23 protein-coding genes are annotated in these 24,785 nt (G+C 74.0%); 12 read left to right on the top strand and 11 right to left on the bottom strand.

Features of this window, described 5'->3' with window-relative positions; all coding sequences use genetic code 11:
* The first annotated feature begins 79 nt into the window (after window positions 1–79).
* Entirely contained in the window at window positions 80–1,000 is a 921-nt protein-coding gene (locus ACZDWJ_RS12935) for a LysR family transcriptional regulator (RefSeq protein ID WP_463521374.1), read from the top strand.
* Here ACZDWJ_RS12935 and ACZDWJ_RS12940 read toward each other — a convergent pair.
* A complete protein-coding gene (locus tag ACZDWJ_RS12940) occupies window positions 967–1,392 on the bottom strand; it encodes a DUF3151 domain-containing protein (protein ID WP_463521375.1) in 426 nt (141 codons plus the stop codon). The two genes, ACZDWJ_RS12935 and ACZDWJ_RS12940, sit on opposite strands and share 34 nt — an antisense overlap.
* 87 nt (window positions 1,393–1,479) lie before the next feature.
* Here ACZDWJ_RS12940 and ACZDWJ_RS12945 point away from each other — a divergent pair, with 87 nt between their 5' ends.
* Window positions 1,480–2,973, top strand: coding sequence for a DHA2 family efflux MFS transporter permease subunit (locus tag ACZDWJ_RS12945; protein ID WP_463521376.1), 1,494 nt, complete (start codon window positions 1,480–1,482; stop codon window positions 2,971–2,973).
* Window positions 2,974–3,059: 86 nt separating this feature from the next.
* Here the strand turns inward: ACZDWJ_RS12945 and fbaA are convergent, their stop codons facing one another.
* Window positions 3,060–4,094 (bottom strand): class II fructose-bisphosphate aldolase, encoded by a 1,035-nt coding sequence (gene fbaA, locus ACZDWJ_RS12950; protein ID WP_463521377.1) that lies wholly within the window; start codon window positions 4,092–4,094, stop codon window positions 3,060–3,062.
* Between the two features lie 223 nt (window positions 4,095–4,317).
* Here fbaA and ACZDWJ_RS12955 point away from each other — a divergent pair, with 223 nt between their 5' ends.
* Window positions 4,318–6,459 (top strand): M14 family zinc carboxypeptidase, encoded by a 2,142-nt coding sequence (locus tag ACZDWJ_RS12955; RefSeq protein ID WP_463521378.1) that lies wholly within the window; start codon window positions 4,318–4,320, stop codon window positions 6,457–6,459.
* Between the two features lie 175 nt (window positions 6,460–6,634).
* Complete coding sequence (locus ACZDWJ_RS12960) at window positions 6,635–7,420, top strand: hypothetical protein (RefSeq protein WP_463521379.1); 786 nt, start codon at window positions 6,635–6,637, stop codon at window positions 7,418–7,420.
* A 12-nt stretch (window positions 7,421–7,432) separates the two neighbouring features.
* On the opposite strand, the gene ACZDWJ_RS12965 is transcribed toward ACZDWJ_RS12960, so the two are convergent.
* Window positions 7,433–8,098, bottom strand: a complete 666-nt coding sequence (locus ACZDWJ_RS12965) for a TrmH family RNA methyltransferase (RefSeq protein ID WP_463521414.1) — start codon at window positions 8,096–8,098, stop codon at window positions 7,433–7,435.
* Between the two features lie 94 nt (window positions 8,099–8,192).
* Here ACZDWJ_RS12965 and ACZDWJ_RS12970 point away from each other — a divergent pair, with 94 nt between their 5' ends.
* Entirely contained in the window at window positions 8,193–8,918 is a 726-nt protein-coding gene (locus ACZDWJ_RS12970) for a DedA family protein (RefSeq protein WP_463521380.1), read from the top strand.
* Between the two features lie 21 nt (window positions 8,919–8,939).
* Here the strand turns inward: ACZDWJ_RS12970 and ACZDWJ_RS12975 are convergent, their stop codons facing one another.
* Window positions 8,940–9,587: a DedA family protein gene (locus tag ACZDWJ_RS12975; protein ID WP_463521381.1), complete on the bottom strand. Its 648-nt coding sequence runs from the start codon at window positions 9,585–9,587 to the stop codon at window positions 8,940–8,942.
* 32 nt (window positions 9,588–9,619) lie between these two features.
* A complete protein-coding gene (gene pyrE, locus ACZDWJ_RS12980) occupies window positions 9,620–10,150 on the bottom strand; it encodes an orotate phosphoribosyltransferase (protein ID WP_463521382.1) in 531 nt (176 codons plus the stop codon).
* Between the two features lie 35 nt (window positions 10,151–10,185).
* Here pyrE and ACZDWJ_RS12985 point away from each other — a divergent pair, with 35 nt between their 5' ends.
* A complete protein-coding gene (locus tag ACZDWJ_RS12985; RefSeq protein WP_463521383.1) occupies window positions 10,186–11,343 on the top strand; it encodes a pyridoxal phosphate-dependent aminotransferase in 1,158 nt (385 codons plus the stop codon).
* A gap of 87 nt (window positions 11,344–11,430) precedes the next feature.
* On the opposite strand, the gene ACZDWJ_RS12990 is transcribed toward ACZDWJ_RS12985, so the two are convergent.
* From ACZDWJ_RS12990 to ACZDWJ_RS13000, 3 genes are read right to left on the bottom strand one after another with little or no spacing between them, the layout of a single operon-like run.
* Window positions 11,431–12,525 (bottom strand): hypothetical protein, encoded by a 1,095-nt coding sequence (locus tag ACZDWJ_RS12990; RefSeq protein WP_463521384.1) that lies wholly within the window; start codon window positions 12,523–12,525, stop codon window positions 11,431–11,433.
* Window positions 12,526–12,571: 46 nt separating this feature from the next.
* On the bottom strand, window positions 12,572–13,822 hold the full coding sequence (locus tag ACZDWJ_RS12995; protein WP_463521385.1) for a fatty acid desaturase family protein: 1,251 nt from the start codon (window positions 13,820–13,822) through the stop codon (window positions 12,572–12,574).
* 11 nt (window positions 13,823–13,833) lie between these two features.
* Complete coding sequence (locus tag ACZDWJ_RS13000) at window positions 13,834–14,937, bottom strand: ferredoxin reductase (protein WP_463521386.1); 1,104 nt, start codon at window positions 14,935–14,937, stop codon at window positions 13,834–13,836.
* Between the two features lie 117 nt (window positions 14,938–15,054).
* Between ACZDWJ_RS13000 and ACZDWJ_RS13005 the strand changes: the two genes are divergently transcribed.
* Genes ACZDWJ_RS13005 through ACZDWJ_RS13015 form a run of 3 tightly spaced genes read left to right on the top strand, consistent with a single transcriptional unit; the run spans window position 15,055 to window position 18,199 of the window.
* Window positions 15,055–16,269: a helix-turn-helix domain-containing protein gene (locus ACZDWJ_RS13005; protein WP_463521387.1), complete on the top strand. Its 1,215-nt coding sequence runs from the start codon at window positions 15,055–15,057 to the stop codon at window positions 16,267–16,269.
* Window positions 16,270–16,329: 60 nt separating this feature from the next.
* Window positions 16,330–17,229 (top strand): SGNH/GDSL hydrolase family protein, encoded by a 900-nt coding sequence (locus tag ACZDWJ_RS13010; protein WP_463521388.1) that lies wholly within the window; start codon window positions 16,330–16,332, stop codon window positions 17,227–17,229.
* A gap of 28 nt (window positions 17,230–17,257) precedes the next feature.
* A complete protein-coding gene (locus ACZDWJ_RS13015) occupies window positions 17,258–18,199 on the top strand; it encodes an SGNH/GDSL hydrolase family protein (RefSeq protein WP_463521389.1) in 942 nt (313 codons plus the stop codon).
* A gap of 25 nt (window positions 18,200–18,224) precedes the next feature.
* Here the strand turns inward: ACZDWJ_RS13015 and ACZDWJ_RS13020 are convergent, their stop codons facing one another.
* Both ACZDWJ_RS13020 and ACZDWJ_RS13025 read right to left on the bottom strand, forming a co-directional pair.
* Complete coding sequence (locus tag ACZDWJ_RS13020; protein WP_463521390.1) at window positions 18,225–18,782, bottom strand: hypothetical protein; 558 nt, start codon at window positions 18,780–18,782, stop codon at window positions 18,225–18,227.
* A gap of 97 nt (window positions 18,783–18,879) precedes the next feature.
* On the bottom strand, window positions 18,880–20,412 hold the full coding sequence (locus ACZDWJ_RS13025; protein WP_463521391.1) for an amidohydrolase: 1,533 nt from the start codon (window positions 20,410–20,412) through the stop codon (window positions 18,880–18,882).
* Window positions 20,413–20,497: 85 nt separating this feature from the next.
* On the opposite strand from ACZDWJ_RS13025, the gene ACZDWJ_RS13030 reads away from it, so the two are divergent.
* On the top strand, window positions 20,498–21,175 hold the full coding sequence (locus ACZDWJ_RS13030) for a hypothetical protein (protein WP_463521392.1): 678 nt from the start codon (window positions 20,498–20,500) through the stop codon (window positions 21,173–21,175).
* Window positions 21,176–21,216: 41 nt separating this feature from the next.
* On the opposite strand, the gene ACZDWJ_RS13035 is transcribed toward ACZDWJ_RS13030, so the two are convergent.
* Window positions 21,217–22,716: a serine/threonine-protein kinase gene (locus ACZDWJ_RS13035; RefSeq protein WP_463521393.1), complete on the bottom strand. Its 1,500-nt coding sequence runs from the start codon at window positions 22,714–22,716 to the stop codon at window positions 21,217–21,219.
* A gap of 43 nt (window positions 22,717–22,759) precedes the next feature.
* Here ACZDWJ_RS13035 and ACZDWJ_RS13040 point away from each other — a divergent pair, with 43 nt between their 5' ends.
* Both ACZDWJ_RS13040 and ACZDWJ_RS13045 read left to right on the top strand, forming a co-directional pair.
* Window positions 22,760–23,338, top strand: coding sequence for an RNA polymerase sigma factor (locus ACZDWJ_RS13040; RefSeq protein ID WP_463521394.1), 579 nt, complete (start codon window positions 22,760–22,762; stop codon window positions 23,336–23,338).
* Window positions 23,339–24,760: a M1 family metallopeptidase gene (locus ACZDWJ_RS13045; RefSeq protein ID WP_463521395.1), complete on the top strand. Its 1,422-nt coding sequence runs from the start codon at window positions 23,339–23,341 to the stop codon at window positions 24,758–24,760.
* Window positions 24,761–24,785: the final 25 nt, after the last annotated feature.

The raw sequence follows: 24,785 nt of genomic DNA on the forward strand, positions 1-24,785 counted from the left end.
AGGGATCGCGGTACCCCGCCATCAAGCCTGAGCCCATGCGCAGAGCGCATGCCCGGCCACGTGGTCATACGCTGTGATCATGACCGAGCGACCCGATCCGCTGGCCCTCGAGCTCGTGGTCCGCGCGGCCGAGGGCGGCTCGGTGGGAGCCGCCGCTCGCGTGGTCGGGATCACCCAGCCTCAGGCGAGCCGCGCGATCGCCCGCCTCGAACGCCGCCTCGGCCTCACCCTGCTCGCCCGCGGGCCCCGCGGCTCACGACTGACGCCGCAGGGCGAGGTCGTCGTCGCCTGGGCGCGCGAGGCCCTGGACGCACTGGACCGGATCGCGCTGGGGGCCGCCGCTCTCGCCGGCGAGCAGGCCGGTGGACTCGACGTGGTCGCGAGCCTCACCGTCGCCGAGCACCTGGCACCGGGGTGGCTGGCTCGGCTGCGGCGCCTGCGTCCTGACGCCCACGTGCGCCTGGAGGTCGCGAACTCCGCCGAGGTCGTCGACGCCGTGCGCTCCGGACGCGTGCCGCTGGGCTTCGTGGAGGGCCCGACGCCGCCCGGGCGGGAGGTCGACTCCACGATCGTCGCGCGGGACGCGCTCGTGGTGGTCGCCGGGCCAGGGCATCCGTGGGCGCGCCGTCGGGGCCCGGTGGGCGCTCCGGACCTCGTCGGCATCGACCTCGTGCTGCGCGAGGCAGGCTCCGGCACGCGGGAGACGCTGGTGCGGGCACTGGCGCTGCACGGTCTCGAGCTCGGAGCCTCGCACCTGGAGCTGGCGAGCACCGCAGCGGTGAAGGCCGCCGCGGCACAGGGGGCGGTCGCGGTGCTCAGCGAGCTCGCGGTCGCCTCCGAGATCGCCGCCGGCACGCTGGTCGCGGTGCCGACGCAGGGCCTGGACCTCGACCGCGCGCTCCGGGCGGTGTGGCCTGCCGCCCGCCGACCCGAGGGCATCGCAGCCGACCTCCTGCGGCTGGCGCGTCAGGCCCCGCGACCGCCCATCAGCACGTCATAGGCCTCGGCGCTGGAGTCGGCCAGGAAGTCGGCGCAGCGCTCGTGCTCGGCGCTCTCGCCGATGGCGCGGGCGGCCTTGGCGAGCAGGGCCAGGCAGGTGAGGAAGCCGCGGTTGGGCTCGTGCGACCACGGGACGGGGCCGTGGCCCTTCCAGCCGTTGCGGCGCAGGGAGTCCAGCGAGCGGTGGTAGCCGACGCGCGCGAAGGCGTAGACGTCGACGGCGTCGGCCCCGGCGTCGACGGCCTCCTGGGCCAGGGCGGCCCAGGCGAAGGGCGACTCCGGGTGCGCCCGGACGACGGTGCGCGGCGCGGCGCCACCGGCCAGCTCGGCGGCGGCGGGGTCCTCGGGGAGGTGGGTGGGCGGGGGGCCGGCCATCAGGTCCACAGGGCTCATGGCGTCATTGTGCTCCGCGGGCCCACCGCGCTGTCCGCGAGGGTGAGCCGGGGAAGGAATGTCGGCGCCCGGTGGTTGGGTCCAGCCATGACCTCGGACCTCACCGCACCGGCCGCCGCCCGCGGCGCCGAGCAGCCTGCGACGAAGGACCCATGGCCGGCGCTGTTCGCGCTCTGCCTGGGCTTCTTCATGATCCTCGTCGACTCCACCATCGTCTCGGTGGCCACCCCGGCGATCATCGAGGACCTCGACGCCGACGTGAACAGCGTCGTCTGGGTCACCAGCGCCTACCTGCTGGCCTACGCCGTCCCGGTGCTCATCACCGGACGCCTCGGCGACCGCTTCGGCCCCAAGCGCCTCTACCTCATCGGGCTCACGGTCTTCACCCTCGCCTCGCTGTGGTGCGGCCTCACCACCACGGTCGAGGGCCTGATCATCGCTCGCGTGGTCCAGGGCCTGGGCGCGGCGATGATCACGCCGCAGACGATGGCCATCATCACCCGCATCTTCCCCGCCGAGCGCCGCGGCAAGGCGATGGCGCTGTGGGGCGCCACCGCCGGCGTCGCCACGCTCGTGGGCCCGATCCTCGGCGGCGTCCTGGTCGACGCGCTGGGCTGGGAGTGGATCTTCTTCATCAACATCCCCGTCGGCATGGTCGGCTTCGCGCTGGCCTGGCGCCTGGTCCCGACGCTGGAGACCCGCCAGCACCGCTTCGACTGGCTCGGCGTCGTGCTCAGCGGCGCGGGCATGTTCCTGCTCGTCTTCGGCATCCAGGAGGGCCAGCAGAAGAGCTGGGCGGCCTGGATCTGGGCGATGATCGGCGCCGGCCTGATCGTCTTCGCGCTGTTCGTCTACTGGCAGTCGCGCAACACCCGCGAGCCGCTCGTGCCGCTGGGCCTCTTCCGCGACCGCAACTTCTCGCTGGCCAACGTCGCCATCACCGCGATGGGCTTCGCGATCACCGCGCTGGCCTTCCCGCTCATGCTCTGGGCGCAGGTCGTGCGCGGCCTGAGCCCCACCCGCGCGGCGCTGCTGCTGGTGCCGATGGCGATCATGTCCATCGTCCTGGCGCGCTTCGTGGGCGGTCTCACCGACCGCGTCCACCCGCGCCGCATCGCCGGCTTCGGCTTCGCCGCGGCCATCGTCGCGATCGCCTGGCTCTCCCAGGAGATGAAGCCCGAGGACTCCCTGTGGTGGCTGGTGCCGCCGATGGTCCTGCTCGGCATCGGCAACGCCTTCATCTGGGCCCCCAACAGCGCCACCGCCACCCGCAACCTGCCCATCCACCAGGCCGGCGCGGGAGCGGGCGTCTACAACGCGACCCGTCAGGTCGGTGCGGTGCTCGGCTCGGCGGCCATCGCCGTGCTCATCGACGCCCGTCTGGCCGCCGAGGGCCTGGGCGCCTTCCAGGGTCGCGGCCCGGACGCCGCCGGTGGCGGGGTCGCGCTCCCCGACGCCGTCGCCTCGGGCTTCTCCACCGCGATGTCGCAGGCCATGCTGCTCCCGGCCGTCGTGCTGATCGCCGGTCTCGCCGCGGCGCTGCTCTTCGAGCGCCCGCGTCACGCCGGCTACGGCGGCTGACCCGCCCGACGCCAGCGCACTCGTACGACGAACGCCGCCCCGGTCCGTGGAGGACCGGGGCGGCGTTCGCGTGACGCGGGGGGTGATCAGGCCGAGAGCGTGCGACCCGCCGAGCTGAGGTGCTGGCAGGCCTCGACGATGCGCTCGGCCATGCCGGCCTCGGCGGCCTTGCCCCAGGCGCGGGGGTCGTAGGCCTTCTTGTTGCCGACCTCGCCGTCGACCTTGAGGACGCCGTCGTAGTTGCTGAACATGTGCGCGGCCACCGGGCGGGTGAAGGCGTACTGGGTGTCGGTGTCGATGTTCATCTTCACGACGCCGTAGCTCACGGCCTCCGCGATCTCCTCGGCCGAGGAGCCCGAGCCGCCGTGGAAGACGAGGTGGAAGGGCTTGCTGCCGGCCTCGAGGCCGAACTCGGAGACGACGGCCTCCTGGGCGGCCTTGAGCACCGAGGGACGCAGCTTCACGCCGCCGGGCTTGTAGACGCCGTGCACGTTGCCGAAGGTCAGCGCGGTCATGTAGTAGCCGCGGTCGCCGTGGCCGAGCGCCTTCGCGGTGGCGATGGCGTCCTCGGGGGTGGAGTAGAGCTTCTCGTTGATCTCGTTCTCGACGCCGTCCTCCTCGCCGCCGACGACGCCCACCTCGATCTCGAGGATGATCTTCGCGGCGATCGACTTCTCGAGGAGCTCCTCGGCGATGAGCAGGTTCTCCTCCAGCGGCACCGCGGAGCCGTCCCACATGTGCGACTGGAACAGCGGGGCCTCGCCGCGCTGGACGCGCTCGGCGGAGAGGGCCAGCAGCGGACGCACGAAGCCGTCGAGCTTGTCCTTGGGGCAGTGGTCGGTGTGCAGCGCGATGTTGACCGGGTAGCTCTTGGCGACCTCGGCGGCGTAGGCCGCGAAGGCGACCGAGCCGGTGACCATGTCCTTGACCGACGGGCCGGACAGGTACTCCGCGCCACCGGTGGAGATCTGGATGATGCCGTCGGAGCCGGCGTCCGCGAAGCCCTTGAGGGCGGCGTTCAGCGTCTGCGACGACGACACGTTGATGGCCGGGAACGCGAAGGAGCCGGCCTTGGCGGCGTCCAGCATCTCGGCGTAGATCTCGGGGGTGGCGATGGGCACGGGAGGCTCCTGGGATCGGGGTCGACGACGGCGCCCAGACTAGTGCCCGGCCGCGCTGCCCGGACCGGCGTCCGGGGAGACCCCGGGCCAGCACGGCGTGACGAGCGCTACGTGCCGATCCCGTGACCCCGCGTGACCCCGCGTCACGTGCTGCGTTGTCCAGGCACCCCATCCCCGCGCCGGCCAGCCCTCCCCTCCCCCGGCGCTCCGCGAGGAGACCCCCATGCCACGACCCCCTGCCCTGACCCGCCTCGTCGCCCTCACCGCGGTGGCCGGCCTGACCCTGGGCCTTCCGCTCGCGCAGGCCAGCGCCGAGCGCCAGGAGCGCACCGCAGCCGAGGCGTTCCGCCCCGCGCTGGTCACCGTCGACACCGCCGGACGCGCCGACCGCACCCGGCTCGAGCGGCTCGGCCTCGACCTCACCGAGCACGCCGGCCACGACTACGCCGAGGTGGTGCTCCACAGCGCGGCCGAGAAGGAGGCCCTCCTGGCGGCCGGCTTCACCTGGACCGTGCGCATCCCCGACCTGGTGGAGCGCGAGATCGAGCGGCAGCGCCTGGACGCCGCCTACGCCGCGTCGCGCACGCGCTCGCCGATGCCGTCGGGCCGCACGGCCTACCGCACCCTGGCCGACTACGAGGCCGACATGACCTCCCTCTCCTCGACCCACCCCCGGATCGCGAAGAAGCTCACCCTGCCGCTGAGGACCCTCGACGGCAAGACCGTGCACGGCCTCGAGATCGGCAGCGACGTGCGCCGCCGAGCCACCGGCCGTCCGACGTTCCTGCTGATGGGCCTGCACCACGCCCGCGAGTGGCCCTCCGGCGAGCTGGCGATGGAGTTCGCCACCGACCTGGTGAAGAGCTACGGCAAGGACGGCCGCATCACCCGCCTCCTCGACCGCGCCCGCGTGATCGTGGTGCCGGTGGTCAATGCCGACGGCTTCGACCTCTCCCGCACCGACGGCGACGTCGTCGACCTGCGCGAGCTCAACGACGCCGACCCCCTCGACGGCACCGGCACGACGCTGGCCACGCCCGGCCAGGCCTACAAGCGCAAGAACTGCCGCGTCGTCGACGGCGTCGACACCCCCGACGGCACCTGCCGGGCCACGCTCACCAGCCCCGGTGGCTTCGGCCTCGGCGTCGACCTCAACCGCAACTACGGCGGCTTCTGGGGCGGTCCGGGCGCGGCGGCCACGACGCCGGACGTCGGCGAGGTCGGCGCCGGTGCGGCCGACCCGACCTACCGTGGCGCGGCTCCGTTCTCCGAGCCGGAGACCCAGAACATCCAGCGGCTGGTCCGCAGCCGCCAGGTGACGATGCTGATCTCCAACCACACCTTCTCCAACCTGGTGCTGCGGCCCAACGGCGTCGCCCCGACGACGATCGGCCCCGACGGCATCCCGGTGGGCGACGCACCCGACGAGGCCGGCCTCAAGCGCCTCGGCGCCGCGATGACCCGCCAGAACGGCTACCAGAACATCCACGGCTGGCAGCTCTACGACACCACCGGCACCACCGAGGACTGGTCCTACAACGCCACCGGCGGCTACGGCTACACCTTCGAGATCGGCGCGAACGAGTTCCACCCGCCGTTCGCGGAGGTCGTCGACGAGTACCGCGGCGCCGGCCGCTACGCCGGCCGGGGCAACCGCGAGGCCTACCTGATCGCGCTCGAGCACGCGGTCGACACCACCTACCAGGGCGTCCTGACCGGCAGCGCGCCCGCCGGCGCGGTCCTGCGCCTGCGCAAGACCTTCTCCTCCCCCACGTGGTCGTCGTCCTTCCGGGACTTCGTCGACTCCTCGATCACCGTGCCCGCCAGCGGCCGGTTCTCGTGGATCGTCAACCCCTCGACCCGCCCGGTCGTGCGCTCGCGCACCTACGAGAAGATCGCCGCCACGCCGTTCGCCACGAAGACCTTCGAGGGCGGCATGCTCACCCCGGTCACCGGCACGGCCGACTACGAGTACGTCGTCCAGCGCACCACCGACGTGTTGAAGGTCGACCTCACCTGGCCGACGCCCGACGACCTCGACCTGGCGGTCTACCGCAGGAAGGCCGACGGCACGCTCACCGAGGTCGGCACCTCCGGCAACGCGCCGGGGACGCCCGAGAGCGTCCAGGTGCTCGACGCCGCGCCGGGCACCTACGTCGTCCGGGTGCTCAACTACACCTCGGTGTCGCCGAGCCACACCGTGGTCGTCGGCCAGTACGACGCGACCACCGCCCGGACGCCCGGCACGCGCGAGGCCTACACGCTGACCTGCGAGGTCGATGGAAAGGTGCGCGCCTCCAGCAAGGTCTACGTCGACCGCGGCCAGGTGCGGCGTCTGGACCTGGCCCGCGCCTGCCGGCGCTGATCGCGACGGCGTCGATCCTGACGGCGGGCGGGGGCGTCCCCGCCCGCCGTCAGGATCTCGTCGTTCCGCGGACGCGATGCCCCCTGCGGCACTAGCGTCGCCTCGACCCCAGCCCGCGCCTCGTGCGCGCGGGCCTCTCTCGGATCTCTCGGATCTGGACCTCGGAAGGCTCCCCATGTCCCCTCGCACCACCGTGACGCGCCCTGGCCGGGTGCGCCGCGCGCTCGTCTCCGGCCTGGCCCTGGCCGGCCTGGCCTCTCTCACCCTCGTCGCCGGACTAGCCGCTCAGTCGGCCCGCGCGGCTGACGAGGACCCGCAGCTGACCGGCGCGCCCGCCGTCGGCTCCTGCTACGACGCCACCTACGCCGACGGCGAGCAGCCGGCGCTCGAGAAGCAGTCCTTCGACTGCGGCACCGCCACGCACACCATGTGGGTGCTCGGCGTGGCCAAGGTGCCCGCGAAGTACCAGCTCACCTTCGACTCCCGCGACTTCGGCAAGTGGGTCTACTCCCAGTGCCAGGCCTTCCAGAAGACGACCATCGGCGGCGACGTCTCTCGCAACCTGCGATCGATCTACCAGTTCTGGAACTTCCTGCCGACGCAGGCCCAGATCGACGCCGGCGCCCGCTGGGTCTCCTGTGTCGCCTCGATCTACCAGGACGGCGACCTGCGCCGCACCAGCACCGTGAAGGTCCCGACCCTGAAGTCCGGCATCCCGAACGAGGTGGCGTGGTGCCTGCGCCGCAGCGGCAGCGAGACCGACCGTCCGTGCGTGCTCAGCCACACCCACCGCGCCGTCTGGGCGACCGTGGTCTACCGCAAGCCCACCGCGGCGAACATGCGCAGCGCCGGCTACACCTGCCGCAAGCACGTGAAGAACTACCGCTACAGCCGCTACAACACCTGGAAGCGCTCCGCGAGCAGCTTCAACCTGGTGTGCTTCGAGCCCACCAAGCGCTGACCCAGCGCTGCCTCAGCGCTCGTCCGTCGACCTCGGGCCGCCGCCGCGCCATGCGGCGTCGGTGCCGAGGTCGACGTGCGTCCGGACCCAGGAGTGCATGGCGATCGCGGCCGCCGCCGAGGCGTTGATGGAGCGCGTCGAGCCGAACTGGGCGATGGAGAAGGTGCCGTCGCAGGCCTCCCGCGCCGGCTCGGAGAGCCCCGGACCCTCCTGGCCGAAGAGCAGGCACACCCGTCGCGGCAGCTCGGCGGTCTCCAGCGGCAGCGATCCGGGCAGGTTGTCGACGCCGTAGAGGGCGACGTCGCGCTCGTGCAGGTAGGCGGCGAGGGTCGCGACGTCGCGATGGTGCCGCACGTGCTGGTAGCGGTCGGTGACCATCGCGCCGCGCCGGTTCCAGCGTCGGTTCCCGACGATGTGCACCTCGGCGGCGAGGAAGGCGTTGGCGCTGCGCACGATGGTGCCGATGTTGAAGTCGTGCTGCCAGTTCTCGATGGCCACGTGGAAGTCGTGACGCCGCCCGTCGAGATCGGCGACGATCGCCTCGAGGCGCCAGTAGCGGTAGCGGTCGACGACGTTGCGTCGGTCGCCCTGGGCGAGCAGCTCGGGATCCCAGTGCTCGCCCTCGGGCCAGGCGCCGGGCCACGGGCCGACGCCCACCTCGGCGGGGCCGTGCGGCATGGGGTCGTAGGGAGCGCGCGACTCCTCGGCCGGCTCCTCGCCCGGTTCCCCTCCCGCGGGCTCCTCGCTCATGCGCGCAGGGTACGGTGAGCGGGTGACACCGACGGCCTCGGCCCTCCTGACCCCCGTGCTGACGCCGCTCCTGCTGGGCATCTCGTGGATGGAGCCCCAGTGGCTCCTCGACCAGTTCGGCGGCTCCTTCATCTGGATCAGCCTCGCGATCGTCTTCGTCGAGTGCGGCCTCTTCTTCCCCTTCCTCCCCGGCGACACGCTGCTCTTCGCGCTCGGCCTGTTCGTGGCCGGCCGCAAGATCGAGGTCCTCGGCATCGGCACGCCGCTCACCGAGATGGTCGTCGCGATCATCCTGCTGGGCGTCGCGGCGCTGCTGGGCAACGTCGTCGGCTACGAGATCGGACGCAAGGTCGGCCCGCCGCTCTACCAGCGCGACGGCCGCATCCTCAAGCGCTCCTACTTCGACAAGACCGGCGCGTTCTTCGACAAGCACGGCAACAAGGCGCTGGTGATCGGCCGCTTCGTGCCGTTCGTGCGCACCTACATCACCGTCGTCGCCGGCGTCACGCAGATGGAGCGCCGCCGCTTCTTCACCTGGAGCGCCGTCGGCGCGGCCGCCTGGGTCCTCAGCATCACGCTGCTCGGCTACTTCCTGGGCCGCACGTTCCCGGCCCTCGGCGAGAACCTCGACTACGCCATCATCGCGATCGGCCTGTTCACCGTGATCCCGCTGGCGTGGGAGGCCTTCCGGCACCGTCACAAGCACCACGACGCCGACGAGCCCGCCGGCGACTCAGCCCAGGCCTGACCCGGGCCTGACACGCGCTGCTCAGGCGGCGCGAGGACGCCGCAGCCGCCGCACCAGCCAGCGGAGCAGGAGCAGCGCCACGGCGCCGAGCACGACGACCTGCAGCACGCCGACGATCGGCTCGATGCGGTGGTACTGCTCGCCCAGCTCGTAGCCGGCGAGCACGAACACGGTGTTCCAGATCAGGGAGCCCGCCAGCGTCAGCAGCGTGAAGACCGGCAGCGGCATCGCGTCGACGCCGGCCGGCACCGAGACCAGGCTGCGGAAGACCGGCACCATCCGCCCGAGGAACACCGCCTTGCGACCGTGCCGGGCGAACCACTCCTCGGTGCGGGTCAGGTCGGCCTCGTCGACCAGCGGCAGGCGCGCCCACAGCGCGTGGACGCGCTCACGGCCGACGACGCGACCGAACGCGTAGAGCACCAGCGCGCCGATCACCGAGCCGGCGGTGGTGGCGAGGATCGCGGCGGTCAGCGAGAACCCGCCCTGGCTGGCGGTGAAGCCCGCCAGCGGCAGGATGATCTCGCTGGGCAGCGGCGGGAAGAGGTTCTCCAGCGCGATGGCGATGCCGGCGCCGAGCGGACCGAGCCGCTCCATGAGATCGACGGCCCAGCCGGCGACGCCCCCGAGGTCGTCGGGCGAGGTGGCGGTGGCGAGGACGGGGGTCACGTCCGACAGTGAAGCCGAGGGGTGGTCGCGGGTCAGCCCCGAGCGGCGTCGAGGTCGGCCTTGGTGAGCACGGGCCGCACCTCGAGGTCGACGTCGGCCAGCGGGTTCTCCCCGGCGGGGCTGCGGTCGATCGCGCACACGACGACCTCGACGATCGCGCCGGCCTCGCGCAGCGCGCGCGTGGCGTCGCGCACGGCGCCGCCGGTGGTGATGACGTCCTCGATCAGGGTGACGCGGCGGCCCTCGACGGCCGGGCCCTCGGCGAGCTTGCAGGTGCCGTACTCCTTGGCCTTCTTGCGCACGAACAGCGCCGGCTGTCCGCTGAGGCTGGAGACCATCGTGGCGATCGGGACGCCGCCGAGCTCGAGGCCGCCGAGCAGCTCGGTGCCCTCGGGCAGCAGCGGCACCATGGCCTCGGCGACGCGGCGCAGCAGGCCGGGGTCGGACTCGAAGAGGTACTTGTCGAAGTACTCGTGCGAGACCTGCCCCGAGCGGAGCGTGAAGGTGCCCTGCAGGCGGCAGAGGGCGTCGACGTCGGCGGCGAGGGTGGGATCGCTGGTCACGGGGACCATTCAACCGCCCGCGTAGGGTCGGCCGCGTGACCGCCTCGCGTCTGACCGGCATCCCGCCGACGATCTTCGCCGAGATGTCGGCCCTCGCCGCCCGCACGGGCGCGCTCAACCTGGGCCAGGGCTTCCCCGACGCCGACGGGCCGCCGGAGCTGCTCGAGGCGGCCCGGCGGGCGATCGCCGAGGGCCGCAACCAGTACGCGCCGGGCATCGGCGTCCCCGAGCTGCGGGCGGCGATCGCCCGGCACCAGGCCCGGAACTACGGCCTGGAGGTCGACCCCGACGCCGAGGTCGCCGTCACCACCGGCGCCACGGAGGCCATCGCCGGGGCGCTGCTCGGCCTGGTGGAGCCCGGCGACGAGGTGGTCGTCCTCGAGCCCTACTACGACTCCTACGTGGCGATGCTGCAGATGGCCGGCGCCGTGCGGCGCCCCGTGACGCTGCGGGCGCCGCACTTCCGGCTCGACGTCGAGGAGCTGCGCGCGACCGTCACGCCCCGCACGCGGTTCGTGCTGCTCAACACCCCGCACAACCCCACCGGCACGGTGCTCACCGACGCCGAGCTGGCCGCGGTGGCGCAGCTCGCCCGCGAGCGCGACCTGATCGTGATCACCGACGAGGTCTACGAGCACCTCACCTTCGACGGCGTCCGCCATACGCCGATCGCGACGCTGCCGGGCATGTGGGAGCGCACCCTGACGCTCTCCAGCGCCGGGAAGTCCTACTCGGTCACCGGCTGGAAGGTCGGCTGGGCCGTCGGCCCGCGCCACCTCGTCGCCGCGGTGGTCGCGGCCAAGCAGTGGCTCACCTACACCTCCGCGTCGGCCTTCCAGCCGGCGATCGCCCATGCGCTGGATCACCTGCCCGACGCGCCCGCCGCGCTCGCCGCCGACCTCCAGGAGCGGCGCGACCTCCTCTGCGACGGGCTGGCGGCGCTCGGCCTGCCCGCCCACCGCCCGGCCGGCACCTACTTCGCCACCACCGACGTCTCCCACCTCGGCTGGGACGACGGCCGCGCCTTCTGCCTGGCGCTGCCCGAGCGGGCCGGCGTCGTCGCCATCCCGACGCAGGGCTTCCACGACGACGCCGAGGCCGGTCGTCACCTGGTGCGCTGGGCGTTCTGCAAGGACCGCCGCACGCTGGTCTCCGCCCTGGAGCGGCTGGGCGACGCCCGCCTCGAGCACTGACGCGAGCCGCTCCGCTCAGGTGCGGGGGTCTCGACAAGCTCGACCACCGAACCCCTCCGGTGATCGAGCCTGTCGAGATCCGGTGGGTCAGCGGCGCTGGGTGCACCAGCGCCGCACGTCGGCCTGCTGCAGCAGGGCGACGACGGCGAACGCGCCGATCGCCGGCACCAGCGCCGGCGGGGAGCCCACGACGCCCAGCACGAGGACGACGCCGGCCGCCGCAGCCGACACCGTCAGCGCGATGCGCGCCCAGCGCGAGCCGAGGAAGGTCAGCAGCGCCAGCGCGATGGCCACCAGCGACCACACGACGCCGACGACGGCGAGCACGAGCACGCCGGCGAGGAGGGCGTCACGGTCGACGCCGGAGTCGGCGATCTGCGGGCTGCGCCGCATCGCCTCGTCGAGCAGGCCGTTGCCGTCGGCGGCCACGGCCACTCCGAGGATGGCCAGCATCGCCGCGGTGAGGCCGCACAGCACCCAGGTGAGCACGCAGGCCGCGACCAGCGCGCCCGGGCGGCGGGTCAGCGGGGCGACCGACGACGCGTACGGGCCCTGAGGCGCGGGCGCTGAGGGATGCGCGGGAGCAGACGGGCGCGCGTAGGGGTTCGGATAGGGCGGCGGCTGCGGGGCGCTCGGGTCGTGGGGCACGGCCGGCGGCGGCACGGCGCGGTCGACCGGCGGCTGTGCGGGCGGCGCCGGCGGCGGGGGCGTCGACGCGGGCGGACGCGGCTGGCGCACTCGCGGCTCGGGGATGGGCTGGCCGGCGTACCAGGCCCGCGCCGGCTGGGCCCACAGCATGGCGGCGCCGGCGGCGATGACGGCCGAGAGCAGGCCCGCGGAGGGCATGCCGGACACGAACACCGGGATCGCCAGCACGGTCAGACCCCAGCGGGCGCTGGCCGAGCGCTGCAGCACGTAGAAGCCGAGGATCGCGGTGGCGGTGGCGCAGCCGGCGGCCACCAGCGCGAGCACCCGCAGGAGGTCGAGGGTCTCGCGGGTGGAGAGTCCGAAGGTGGAGCCCGGCGGCTCGGCGAGGAACATCTCGACCTGCTCGCGCATGTCCAGCGAGCGCAGGCTCGGGATGTAGCTGAGCTGGGTGAGCACCGTGAAGGCCGAGGCCAGCACGATGATCCAGGCGGTCACGGTGACCTGCCGGGGACGAGGGCTGGCGGGGGCGCTCATGGCCTCCATTCCACCAGACGCCGGGTGAGCGCCCGCCGCCCGCGTCTCAGGCGGCCCGCGCGGCCTTCTCCGCCGCGACCCGGCGGGCCTGCTGCTGCAGGCGCGCCTGCGCGGCCCGACGGACCTTCGCGCCGCCCGTGCTCATCGCGTAGAGGAGCTTGAGCTGGGACGGGGCGTTGCGGACCGTGGTGGTCTCCAGCCAGCCGTTGGGCAGCGAGAGCCGGACGACCTTGTGCCAGGCCGAGTAGACCTGCTGCGGCAGCGGCGCCTCGTGGTAGTTGAGGTCGTACTTCTCGAACAGCGCCTTCACCTTCGGCGCGACCTCGGCGTACCGGTTGCTCGGCAGGTCCGGGAAGAGGTGGTGCTCGATCTGGTGGGAGAGGTTGCCCGACATCAGGTGCACCGCGCGGCCGCCGGAGATGTTGGCCGAGCCGAGCATCTGGCGCAGGTACCACTCGCCGCGGGTCTCGTTGGCCGGGATCGCCTTCTTCTCGAAGGTCTCGACGCCCTCGGGGAAGTGGCCGCACATGATCACCGAGTGCGACCAGACGTTGCGCACGACGTTGGCGACGAGGTTCGCGGCCAGGGTCGGCACGAACGAGCCGGTGGGCGCGGAGAGCAGCGGGTGGACGACGTAGTCCTTGGTGGCCTGCTTGCGGATCTTGGCGAGCGTGCCCTTGGCGCGGCGCTTGAACTCCTCGCTGCGCTTCTCCTTGGGGATGCGCAGGTTGCGGCCGAGCTCGAGGTCGTAGGCGGCGATGCCGTACTCGAAGAGGCAGGCGTTGAGGAAGTTCCACAGCGGCTGGCCGAGGTACATCGGGTGCCAGCGCTGGTCCTCGTCGACGCGCATGATGCCGTAGCCGAGGTCGTTGTCCTTGCCGACGATGTTCGTGTACGTGTGGTGCACCTCGTTGTGGCTGTGCTTCCAGCCCTCGGCGGTCGAGGCGTTGTCCCACTCCCAGGTGGTGGAGTGGATCTTGGGGTCGCGCATCCAGTCCCACTGGCCGTGCATGACGTTGTGGCCGATCTCCATGTTCTCGAGGATCTTGGCCACCGAGAGGCCCATCGTGCCGAGCACCCAGGCGGGCGGGAACGCGCTGGCCAGCAGGACGGCGCGGCTGGCGAGCTCGAGGCGACGCTGGGCTTCGACGACGCGCCGGATGTAGGCGGCGTCGCGCTCGCCGCGGCTGTCGAGCACGTCCTGACGGATGGCGTCGAGCTCGATGCCGATCTGCTCGACGTCCTCGGGGGTCAGGTGGGCGATCGGGCTCTCGGGCTTCTTCGTGATGGTGGTCATCGCTGGGCCTCCTACAGCTGGATCTCGCAGGTGCCGGCGGCGGCCGACACGCAGGTCTGGATGGGCAGGCCGCCGGCGGCGGTCTCCCCGGGGGTGGCGACGGTGATCGCGCCGTTGCGCAGGTCGCGCACCGCACCCTCGCGCAGCGGCACGACGCAGCCGAAGCAGACGCCCATGCGGCAGCCGCTGGGCATGAGGACGCCGGCCGCCTCGCCGGCGTCGAGCAGGCTGGTGGCGCCGTCGGCCTCGACGGTGGTGGCGGCGCCGGAGCCGGTGAAGGTGACGGTGCCGCCGTCGCCGGGCTCGACGGTGGTGGCGCGGAACCGCTCGGTGAACAGCGGCAGGCCACGGCCCTCGTGGTGCTGCTCGAGGGCGTCGAGGAGCCCGGCCGGGCCGCAGGCGAAGGTGGCGCGCTCGTCGAGGTCGGGCACGAGCGCGGCGAGGTCGGCGACGTCGAGCACGCCGTGCTCGTCGTCGAAGCGGCTGACCAGGCGGATCGCGCCGGCGGCGTCGAGGGCGGCGAGGTCGCGGGCGAAGATGGTGTCGGGGCGGCTGGGCGCGAGGTGCACCACGACGATGTCATGCTGCGCGCTGCGGCCGGGCCGCAGGACGCCGGCGTCGGTGGACGGGAACAGGTTGCGCAGCATCCCGATGACCGGGGTGATGCCGGAGCCCGCGGTGACGAAGAGGAACCGACCGCCGTCCTCGGGGAGCACGAACTCGCCGTCGGCCTGCTCGAGGTGCACCAGCGTGCCGGGGCGCAGGCCGTGCACGAGGAACGGCGAGACGGTGCCGCCGGGCACGGCCTTGACGGTGACGCTGATGAGGCCGTCGCGACGCGGGCCGTGGGTCAGCGAGTAGGCCCGCCAGTGCCGCACGCCGTCGACGTCGACGCCGATGCGGAGGTACTGGCCGGGACGGTGCCCGGCCCAGTCCTTGCCCGGCTTGAGCACGATCGTGGCGGCGTCGGGGGTCTCGGGCTCGACCGCGACCACGCGGGCCCGCAGGTCGGCGCCGCGACGCAGCGGGTCGAAGAGATCGAGGACGTCGGCCGGCATGAGCGGGGTCACCGCGGCTTCGGCCACCCGCATCAGGGCATCGGCGACGACGGACATGCTGACGAGCATGATCGATCACCAGGGGTAAGGTCCTGTGTCGTCGACGTGAACCAGAGACCGGATCTTGTTCGCAGATGACAAAAAGAGCCGGAGCAGCGGACCTCAGGAGGCACCATGGCGCGTCGCGCACCCCGCCGCGACGGCGAGGGCACGCCCGACCGCGGCCTGGTCACCGGCCTGCGTCTGCCGCCCGACGTCGTCTCCCGCATGCGCGCCGAGCTGCCCGGCACCGCCGAGCGCGTCGTGGCCGGGATCATCACCGACGTCCCCAGCTACCGCGACGCGCTGAGCGGCTCGATGGGCGCCAACATCCGCAACGCCGTCCAGCTGGCCCTGGGCGGCTTCCTCTCCCTGGCCTCGGGACGGCGCGGCGTCGACCCCCGCACCCCCACCGCCCCGGCCGTCGAGGGCGCCTACCAGCTCGGCCGCGGCGAGGCCCGCAGCGGCCGCTCCACCGACGCCCTGCTGGCCGCATACCGCATCGGAGCGCGCATCTCCTGGCGCGAGCTCTCCGGCATCGCCGTGCAGGCCGGGCTCCCGCCCGAGCAGCTGGCCGGCTTCGCCGAGCTGGTCTTCGCCTTCATCGACGAGCTCTCCGCGGCCAGCGCCGCGGGTCACGCCGACGAGCTGGCCGACACCGGCCGGGTGCGTCAGCAGCTGCTCGAGCGGCTGGGCCGGCTGCTGCTCGAGGGCGCCCCTGCCGAGGTGGTGCTCGACGCCGCCGCTCGCGCCGACTGGCCGGTGCCCGAGACCCTCACCGTCGTGCTCGTGCCCGCGGCCCAGGTGCGACCGGTGCTGGCCGGCGTCCCGGCGGCGACCCTCGTGGTGGCCGCGCCTCCGGGTCTCGCGACCGACGGCGAGGGCACCGAGGACGGCTCCGCCCTGCTGGTGCCCGACCTCCACGGCCATCGCCGCGCCGTCCTCCAGCAGGCCACCGCCGCCCGCGGCTGCGTGCTCGGACCCGCCCGTCCCTGGACCGAGGCGCCGCTGTCGTGGGAGCGCGTCCTGCGCGCCCGGGCGCTGGGGTTGGCGGGCGACACCGACGAGCACCTCGTCCGCCTCGTGCTCGCGGCCGACCCCGCGGGCGTCGCCGACCTGCGCGCCCAGGCCCTCGCGCCGCTCGCCGGGCTGCGCCCGGCCACCGTCGAGAAGCTCACCGAGACGCTGCGGGCCTGGCTGCTGCACCAGGGCCGACGCGACGACGTCGCCGCCGCGCTGTTCGTGCACCCCCAGACCGTCCGCTACCGCCTCGGTCAGCTGCGCGAGCGCTACGGCGAGGCCCTCGACGACCCGCAGACGGTGCTGGCGCTCGTGCTCGCCCTGGCCTGACCCAGCCCGACCCGGCCCGGCCCGACCGCAGGGGCGCTCGCTGCCCCTAGGCTGCGGTGCGTGCGCCGCGCTCCCGTCCTGCTGCTCGCGACCGCGGCCTGCCTGGTGAGCCTGGCCGGCCTGCTCGCCGGCTGCTCCGACGACCCGCCGCCCGCGCCGATCGACTACGTCGCCTTCGGCGACTCCTACTCCGCCGGCGTCGGCATCCCCGAGCCCGACTCGCTCGCGTGCGACCGGTCCACGAACGACTACGCCCACCAGCTGACGACCCGCCTGCGCACCGAGGGCGTCCCGGTGAACCTCGAGGACGTCACCTGCTCCGGGGCGAGCATGGGCTCCCTCGTCGCACCACAGGCCCGTCCGCAGGCCACGGTGCCGCCGCAGGGCCAGGTGCTCGACGCCGGCACCGACCTGGTCACCTTCGGGCTCGGCGGCAACGACGACGGCATCTTCGCCACCATCACCACCGTCTGCCCCGGGCTGCGCGAGCGCGACCCGTCCGGTGCGCCGTGCCGCCGCTCGCAGCGCCGCGAGGGCGGGGACCGCCTGATGGTGGCCGCCGCCCGGGTGCGCGACGACGCCGGCCGTGCGCTCGCGGCCATCGCCGAGCGCGCGCCGAAGGCCCGGATCGTGGTGGTCGGCTACCCGACGATCACCCCCGAGAGCGGCACCTGCCCCGACCTGCTGCCGCTGGCCGACGGCGACGTCGCCTGGTTCGGCGAGGTCGTCGACCGCGTCAACACCTCGCTGCGGGCCGCCGCCCGCGACGCGGGGGTCGACTTCCTCGACCTCGCCCGCGCCACCCGCGGCCACGACGTGTGCTCCGCCGACCCGTGGGTCAACGGCGCGCAGCCCGGCCCCGACGGCAGCCGGCCGATCCACCCCCGCAAGGTCGTCCACGAGCTCGCCGGCCGGCTGCTCCAGGACCTCCTCGAGCAGGACCCACCCGGCCGGGGCTGATCACCGCCGACCGCGTAGCGTCGGAGGCATGGCCCGCTCGTCCTCCCGTCGCACCTCCCGCCTCCTCGCAGGCTCCGCCGTCGTGCTGCTCGTCGCCGCGCTCGCCGGGGCGTGCTCCTCGGACTCCGAGGAGCCCGCGGCGAAGAAGAGCCCCTCGGCCTCCGCGTCGGGCTCGCCCACGCGCGGCACCGGCCCGTACCCGGTCTACGTCGCCCTCGGCGACTCCTTCACCGCCGCTCCCGGCGTCCCGAAGACCGACTCGGACGACGGCTGCCTGCGCTCGGACGGCAACTACCCGCACCTCCTGGCCGCCGCGCTGGGCAGCGGGCTCACCGACGTCTCGTGCTCCGGCGCCGACTCCACCGCCCTCGTCGGCGTGCAGCGCACCAGCGACGGCGAGATCCACCCGGCCCAGTTCGACGCCCTCAGCGACGGCGTCGACCTCGTCACCGTGGGCATGGGCGGCAACGACCTCCAGCTCTTCTCCTCGGTGCTGGGCGCGTGCGTCTCCCAGGCCCGCTCGGAGCCGAACGGCAAGCCGTGCACCGACGCCGGCGCCGCGAAGGTCGGCCCCACGCTCAAGCAGATCCAGGACCGTCTCGCCGCGGTGTTCTCCGGCGTCAAGAACCGCGCGCCGAACGCCACCATCGTGGCCGTCGGCTACCCGCAGGTGATCCCGGCCTCGGGCACCTGCCGCGACCTCCTGCCGCTGGCCACCGGCGACTACCCGTTCGCCCGCCAGGTCAACGAGGGCCTGAACGACGCCGTCAAGGCGGCGGCGAAGCAGTCGAAGGTGCTCTTCGCCGACATCTGGACGGCCTCGGCCGGTCACGACATCTGCGCCTCCGACCCGTGGATCAACGGCATCAAGGAGTCCTCGGGCGCGATCCCGTTCCACCCCTTCGCCGCGGAGCAGAAGGCCGTGGCCGCGGAGATCGAGAAGGTGCTGCCGAAGGGCACCGGCGCCTGAGCGCCAAGTCCACCCCGGAGCCGGCTCAGCGGGCCCGGACGAGATCGACGGCCACCAGCTGACCGACGTCGTTGCTCCACACCCGCACGGCGAGGTCGTCGGCGCAGGAGGCGCGCCGCGGCCGGATGACGCGCACCTGGGAGCCGCCGGTGTCGGTGGGCGTGCTCGGCCGGGTGAGGCAGAGGCCGGCGAGGTCGCCCAGGCGCACGCCGTCGGCGTCGCGGATCGACGTCACGGCCGAGCGGGCGACGCCGCGGAGCGCGTAGGCGTCGCGGTCGGCCGAGCGTGCGGCGTCGAGGCTGCGGACGCGGCGGCCGTCGAGGTAGAGCGCCACCGGGGTGTCGACCGGTGGCGCGTCGATCCGACCCGTCGCGAAGTCGACGAAGCGGGCCGCGACGCCCGCGGCGTCGTCGCCCGCGGGGACGCTCAGGCGCGCGCCGCTGGTCGCAGTGGCCTCGACCACCGGGCGGGCACCCTCGCCCGAGGCGGCGGTGCACGCGGCCAGGGGCAGGGCCAGCGACAGGGCGAGGAGCGGCAGGGCCGCGAGGGCGAGGGGCCTGCGGTGCAGGCGGGGGCGGGTCATGCCCCTGCGACGCCGCCCGGAGGCGATCCGGTTGCGCCCGGATCTCCCGGACGCCCGCGCCGCCTCGGAGTCGCCTCGGAGTCGCCTCGGAGTCGCCTCAGAGCCGCCGGTGCACCGGACGGCCGGCGACGACGGTGAGCGCGACCTCGGTGCCCTGCAGGCGTGCGGCCGCCGCGGCGGAGTCCGGCTGCGGGACGAGCGGGTCGTGGTCGAGGAGCACGACGTCGGCGGGCCGGCCCTCGGCGACCTCCAGCCGTCCGTCGACGGAGGCGGCGAAGGCCTCCCGCGGCGTCAGGGCCTGCTCGGGGTGCCAGGGCTCGCGGTCGTCGGCGGAGCGGTGCACGGCGGCGGCCATCGCCAGCCACGGGTCCAGCCGCGCCACCGGGGCGTCGGAGCCGAGCGCGAGGGTGGCGCCGACGTCGAGGAGGTCGCGGAAGGCGAAGCAGCGGTCGGTGCGGTCGGCCCACACCCGCTGCGCGAGGTCGCGGTCGTCGAGCAGATGCGCCGGCTGGACGCTCGCGCGCAGGCCCAGGGCCGCCAGCCGGGCGGCGTCGGCACGGGAGATCAGCTGCGCGTGCTCGATGGAGCCGCCGGCGCCGGTCTCGGCGTAGACCTCCAGCGCCTGGGCGGCCGCCGCGTCGCCGATGGCGTGGGTGGCCACTTCGAGTCCGTGCTGGCGGGCGGTGAGCAGCAGGCGACGCAGCTCGGCGGCGTCGAGGTTCGGCAGGCCCGCGGGGTGCTCCAGGCGCGCGCCGTCGCCGTAGGGCGCGCAGCACCAGGCGGTGCGGGTGTTGAGGGAGCCGTCGCTGATGATCTTCAGCGGCCCCATCGTGAGGCGTCGGTCGCGGGCGTCGGGGTCGAGCGGATCGCCGGTGCGCAGACCTGCGGCGAGCACCGCGTCCAGGCCCTCGGCGTAGGTCGACATCCGCACCCGCAGCAGGTCGCAGCCGTCGTGCCAGCGCTCCAGCCAGTCGGCGGCGCCGCCGCTGAACTCGAAGTCGACCAGGCCGACGACGCCCAGCGCGGCGGCCTCCTCCAGCGCGCGGCGGTAGGCGGCGGGCGAGGTGCCGTCGTCGCCGACGAGCGTCGAGAGGCGACCGTAGGCGGCGAACCACTCGGTCTCGCGGACGACGTCGTCGCGCACCGGGAGGGCCAGGTGCATCAGGGCGGTGGTGTTGAGCCAGGCGTGGTGGGCGTCGCCGGAGATCAGCACCACGGGCACGTCGCCGGAGACGGCGTCGAGCTCGGCGACGGTGGGGTCGCGGTGCCAGCCGGCCGACCGGTGGCCCCAGCCGACGACGGGCAGCTCGGGGTGCGCGGCGATCCGGTCGGCGACGCGACGCACGGCCTGCTCGGGGGAGGTGACGTCGGCGAGGTCGAGGCGCCCCGAGGTGAGCGTCCACTGCGCCAGGTGCACGTGCTGGTCCCACAGCCCGGGGGCCAGCCAGCGGCCGTCGGCCTCGACGACCTCGGCGTCACCGGCCTCGAGGGTGCCCGCCGGTCCGACGGCGGCCACGACGCCGCCGGAGAGCAGCACGTCGACGGGCCCCGGCTCCGCCGCGGCGAGCGCCGGCTCGGCGCGCAGGTCGAGGGGGCGCGCGGAGCGCAGCAGGAGGGCCGGGGCGTGCATGCGCCCACGGTAGAGAGGCGCGCGTCACGACCCGCAGGCGGGCCGGGGCGCGTGGGCCGGGCCCCGCCCGGGTAGGTTCGGGCGCATGGGCTGGAGGATCACGGTCGCCGTCGTGGTGCTCGCGCTCCTCGGAGTCGGGGTCGGCTACGCCGTGGGCGCGAGCGACGAGGCGTCCCCGCGCAGCGTCGACGCCACCCCGGTCACCGCCCGCTCGCCCTCGTTCCCGCGCGAGTCCCCGGTGGTCATCAAGCCCGACCCCGATGACCCCGCGCTCGAGCGCAACCTGCCCACGACGCCCGACGTCGTCGGCGGCCCGCAGCTCGGCGTCCAGGTGCTCGTGCCGGACGGCTGGGTCAAGGTCTCGCGCACGCTGGGCGAGTGGCGCTTCTTCGTGCCCGACCCGGCGCTGAACAACCAGGGCGTGAAGCCCAACACCTACTTCATGCGCGTCACGCTGACGGGCAACCGCTACCAGTCGATCTCCGCCGCCCTCGACGACCGCATCGCCGCCCTGGCCGGCGCCGAGGACGTGAAGAACTTCAAGGTCGAGTCGAAGGGTCGCGACACCTTCGTCGGCACCTACGTCAGCGGCGGGTTCCAACGCGTGACGATGGAGCGCTTCATCGCCTCCCCCGCCGCGCCGAACCAGGCCTACGCGCTGATCGGCATCATCGGCCGCGAGCGCGACCGCGAGGGCATGACCAGCCTCCTGGAGAAGGTCACCGACAACGCCATCGGCTACCTCGCCACGAAGGACGGCTGAGCCCGTCCTGCTGAGCCCGGCCGGCCGGGGTCGGAACCGGGTCAGAACCCGCTGGTGTCGACGCTGTCGAGCACCTGCCGCGCCGTGGCCGCGTCCGCGCTGCGCACCTGCACCCACAGCAGCAGGTTCGAGGACACCTGCAGCACCCGCTCGACGGTGTAGCCGCCGGGGCAGCCCTCGTGGACCACGGTGGTGGACGCCGGCTGGTCGCCGGTGCCGTCGTCGATGACGGGCGGGTCGCTGGAGTCGCACTCGGGATGGCCGGGCATCAGCCCCGGCACCTGGGCGCCAGGGAGGATGCCCAGGAACACGCCCTCGCCGGAGCGTCCGGAGTCGGTCCAGCCACGGGAGTCGCCCACCGAGAGCGCGTCGTAGGGGGTGCCGCCGGCGGCGGCGTCGCCCTGCGGACCCTTCCAGGGGCCGCGTCCGACGACCTTCTCCCAGCCCCGCGGGACCGCGACGCTCAGCGAGCCGCCGGCGTCGGAGACCCGGACGGTGTCGGGCAGGCGCTGCTCGTGCACCCACCAGCCGCCCACGGCGCCGCCGCCGAGGGCGAGCGCGCCGGCCACCACGGAGCCGGCGAGCACGGCGGCGCGTCGGCGGCGCGAGCGGGCCTGCGGCTCGACCGGCGTCTCCTCCTCGGGCAGGGGCAGCGCCGGCGAGGGCGTGGGCCGGCGACCGGGCTGGGTGAGGTGCGGATCGGCGGCCAGCCAGGGGCCGGTCGGCCGGTGGGCGGCCGAGCCCAAGGAGGCCTCGAGCTCCTCCACGAACGTGCTGACGTCGGGGTAGCGCTCCCTGCGCTCCACCGACAGGGCACGCCGGACGACGGCGTCGACGGCGGGGTCGAAGGGACGCTCGAGCGTCGAGAGCGGGTCCGGCGGCGCCGGGTGCGCGGCCTGCTGGAGGCTGGCGTGGGCGTAGGGCGCGCGACCCGAGAGCAGCAGGTAGGCCAGGGCGCCGAGGGAGTACTGGTCGGCGCGGGCGTCGGGGCTCTCGGCCCGGGCCTGCTCCGGCGCGACGTAGGACGGGGTGCCGGCGATCATCGTCAGCCGGCTGGAGACGTCGAGGGCCTTGCCCAGGCCGAGGTCGCCGACCATCGCCACGACCCGACCCTTGGTGGTGCGGAAGAGGACGTTGGCGGGCTTCACGTCGCGGTGCAGGATGTCGAGATCGTGCAGCGCCTGCAGTCCGGTGCCGACCTGGCGCACGACCTCCATGGCCTGCGTGGGGGTCAGGCCCTGGGTCTCCAGGCGGTCGGCGAGGGTGCCCTGGTCGGCGTAGGACATGACGAGGTAGGGCCGGCCGTCGTCGAGCTCGCCGGCGTCGTAGACCGTGACGACGTGCGGGGACTCCACCCGGCGCAGGTAGCGGCCCTCCTCCAGGAACCGCCGACGCACCTGGGCGTCCTCGGTCCAGTTGTCGGCCAGCACCTTCACGGCAACCGGAGAGTCGAGCTGCTCGTCATAGGCGAGCCAGACCGTGGCGAAGCCTCCGGAGCCGATGCGGCGCCGGACGGCGTAACGGCCTAGCCGTTGGGGCATGGACACAACGGCATTATGTTCATCCAGACGAAAGGGAAACGCGATGACCACCGGCGGACACGACCACGCCCTGAGCCCCGACGAGATCGACGACCTCGCCCACCGGGCCCAGGACGGTGACGCCGGGGCCCTCGACGACCTCCTGCGCGCCGTGCGCCCGCGCGCGCTGAACATCTGTCGGGGCGTGCTCCCCTACACCCCCGACGCCGAGGACGCCTGCCAGGAGGCGCTGATCAACATCGCCAACAAGATCGGAACCTGGGGCGGCCGAGGCCGCTTCACCACCTGGATGCACGTGGTCGCGGTCAACAGCGCCCGCTCCACCTACCGGCGGATGAAGAACCAGGCCGTGCCGGCCGACCCCACCTCCTACGGGGCGCTGGAGCGGCCCGACCCCCGCACCACCAGCGTCATCGCCGGCACCCGTCTCGACCTCCTCGAGGCGATGGAGACCCTCGAGCGCGAGCACCCGCAGTTCGTCGAGCCGCTGCTGCTGCGCGACGTCTACGGCCTGCCCTACGACGAGATCGCCGAGCTCGTCGGCGTGCCGCTGGGCACCGTCAAGGCCCAGATCCACCACGGACGCCGCCTGACGCGCCCGCTGCTGAGCGCGGGCGACTGAGTGCGGCGTCCGCTGGCAGCCCTGCTCGCCGTCGCCGCGGTCTCCGGGCTCGCCGGTCTGGGCCCGTCCGTCGAGGCGGCCCCGGCGGGCGAGGGCGAGGACGCCGCGGGGAGCACGCCGCGCGCCGACCCCGTCTACCCGGCCGTCGGCGACGACGTCGTCGACGCCCTGCACTACGACCTGCGCCTGGACTGGCGGCGTCCGACCCGCGAGCTCGCCGGCCTGGAGCGGCTGACCTTCCGCGCCGCCCGCGACTCCTCCCGGCTGCGCCTGGACCTCAGCCACCGCCTGCGGGTCGCGTGGGTGCGGCTCGACGGCGTCGCGGTGCCGTTCTCCCGGCCCGGCGACGACCTCGTGGTCGACGCCGCGGTGGTCGAGGGCAGCACCCACGAGCTCACCCTGGCCTACCGCGGCCGTCCCGGCCCCGTGCGCGCCCCCGGCACCCGCGACGACGTCCCGGCCCTCGGCCTGACCCTCACGCCCGAGGGCGGCGCCTGGACGATGCAGGAGCCCTACGGCGCGCTCACCTGGTACGCCGTCGACGACCAGCCCGCCGACAAGGCGCGCTACGACGTCACCGTCACGACTCCGCCGGGCTGGCGCGGCGTCAGCGGCGGACGCCTGGTGTCCGAGCGCGTGCACCACGGCCGGCGCACGATGCACTGGCGGCTCGAGGACCCCGCCTCGTCCTACCTGACGACGCTGGCGATCGGCGACTACGCCCGGCGCACCGTGCGCGGCAGCGCGTCGCGGCCGCTGGTCTCGCTCTACGTGCCGGCCGCACAGGCCCGCGCCTACCAGCGCCGGTTCCTGCACCTCGGCTCCGACCTCGACTGGCTCGAGCGGCGCCTGGGCCCCTACCCCTGGCCGAGCCTGGGCGTCGTGGTGGTGCCGTCGACCTCGGCGATGGAGACCCAGTCGATGCTCACCCTGGGCGACGGCGCGCGGCCCACGGCCCGCTGGGCGGTCGTCCACGAGCTCGCGCACCAGTGGTACGGCGACCTCGTCACGCCCTCGACCTGGCGCGACGTGTGGATGAACGAGGGCATGGCCACCTACCTGCAGACCCTCTGGGAGAGCCAGCACGGCCAGGGTCGGATGGCCGACAGCGTGGAGTACTGGCACTTCCAGGAGGCGCAGCTGCGCGAGGACGCCGGCCCGCCGGCCGACTACGACCCCGCCCGCTTCGGCGACGCCAACGTCTACTACGTGCCGGCGCTGATGTGGCACCGGCTGCGCGAGCAGGTCGGCGACGCCGCCTTCTTCGACGCCGTGCGCGCCTGGCCGCAGGCGCGGGCCCGGGGGGTCAGCGACGAGGCCGACCTCGTCGCGTGGTGGTCGGCGCGCACCGGCCAGGACCTCGGCCCGTTCTTCCAGCGCTGGCTGCACAGCACGCAGGTCGTGGACCAGATCCCGGGGTGACCCGGATCCGGTCCACGACCTGGCG

It is taken from the genome of Nocardioides sp. B129/18, from assembly GCF_055282735.1.

What these genes read in the sequence shown, in the direction of transcription:
- ACZDWJ_RS12935 (WP_463521374.1), top strand. Translation starts at nt 80, where the DNA reads ATGACCGAGCGACCCGATCCGCTGGCCCTCGAGCTCGTGGTCCGCGCG.
- ACZDWJ_RS12940 (WP_463521375.1), bottom strand. Translation starts at nt 1,392, where the DNA reads ATGAGCCCTGTGGACCTGATGGCCGGCCCCCCGCCCACCCACCTCCCC.
- ACZDWJ_RS12945 (WP_463521376.1), top strand. Translation starts at nt 1,480, where the DNA reads ATGACCTCGGACCTCACCGCACCGGCCGCCGCCCGCGGCGCCGAGCAG.
- ACZDWJ_RS12955 (WP_463521378.1), top strand. Translation starts at nt 4,318, where the DNA reads ATGCCACGACCCCCTGCCCTGACCCGCCTCGTCGCCCTCACCGCGGTG.
- ACZDWJ_RS12960 (WP_463521379.1), top strand. Translation starts at nt 6,635, where the DNA reads ATGTCCCCTCGCACCACCGTGACGCGCCCTGGCCGGGTGCGCCGCGCG.
- ACZDWJ_RS12965 (WP_463521414.1), bottom strand. Translation starts at nt 8,098, where the DNA reads ATGCCGCACGGCCCCGCCGAGGTGGGCGTCGGCCCGTGGCCCGGCGCC.
- ACZDWJ_RS12990 (WP_463521384.1), bottom strand. Translation starts at nt 12,525, where the DNA reads ATGAGCGCCCCCGCCAGCCCTCGTCCCCGGCAGGTCACCGTGACCGCC.
- ACZDWJ_RS12995 (WP_463521385.1), bottom strand. Translation starts at nt 13,822, where the DNA reads ATGACCACCATCACGAAGAAGCCCGAGAGCCCGATCGCCCACCTGACC.
- ACZDWJ_RS13000 (WP_463521386.1), bottom strand. Translation starts at nt 14,937, where the DNA reads ATGTCCGTCGTCGCCGATGCCCTGATGCGGGTGGCCGAAGCCGCGGTG.
- ACZDWJ_RS13005 (WP_463521387.1), top strand. Translation starts at nt 15,055, where the DNA reads ATGGCGCGTCGCGCACCCCGCCGCGACGGCGAGGGCACGCCCGACCGC.
- ACZDWJ_RS13015 (WP_463521389.1), top strand. Translation starts at nt 17,258, where the DNA reads ATGGCCCGCTCGTCCTCCCGTCGCACCTCCCGCCTCCTCGCAGGCTCC.
- ACZDWJ_RS13020 (WP_463521390.1), bottom strand. Translation starts at nt 18,782, where the DNA reads ATGACCCGCCCCCGCCTGCACCGCAGGCCCCTCGCCCTCGCGGCCCTG.
- ACZDWJ_RS13025 (WP_463521391.1), bottom strand. Translation starts at nt 20,412, where the DNA reads ATGCACGCCCCGGCCCTCCTGCTGCGCTCCGCGCGCCCCCTCGACCTG.
- ACZDWJ_RS13030 (WP_463521392.1), top strand. Translation starts at nt 20,498, where the DNA reads ATGGGCTGGAGGATCACGGTCGCCGTCGTGGTGCTCGCGCTCCTCGGA.
- ACZDWJ_RS13035 (WP_463521393.1), bottom strand. Translation starts at nt 22,716, where the DNA reads ATGCCCCAACGGCTAGGCCGTTACGCCGTCCGGCGCCGCATCGGCTCC.
- ACZDWJ_RS13040 (WP_463521394.1), top strand. Translation starts at nt 22,760, where the DNA reads ATGACCACCGGCGGACACGACCACGCCCTGAGCCCCGACGAGATCGAC.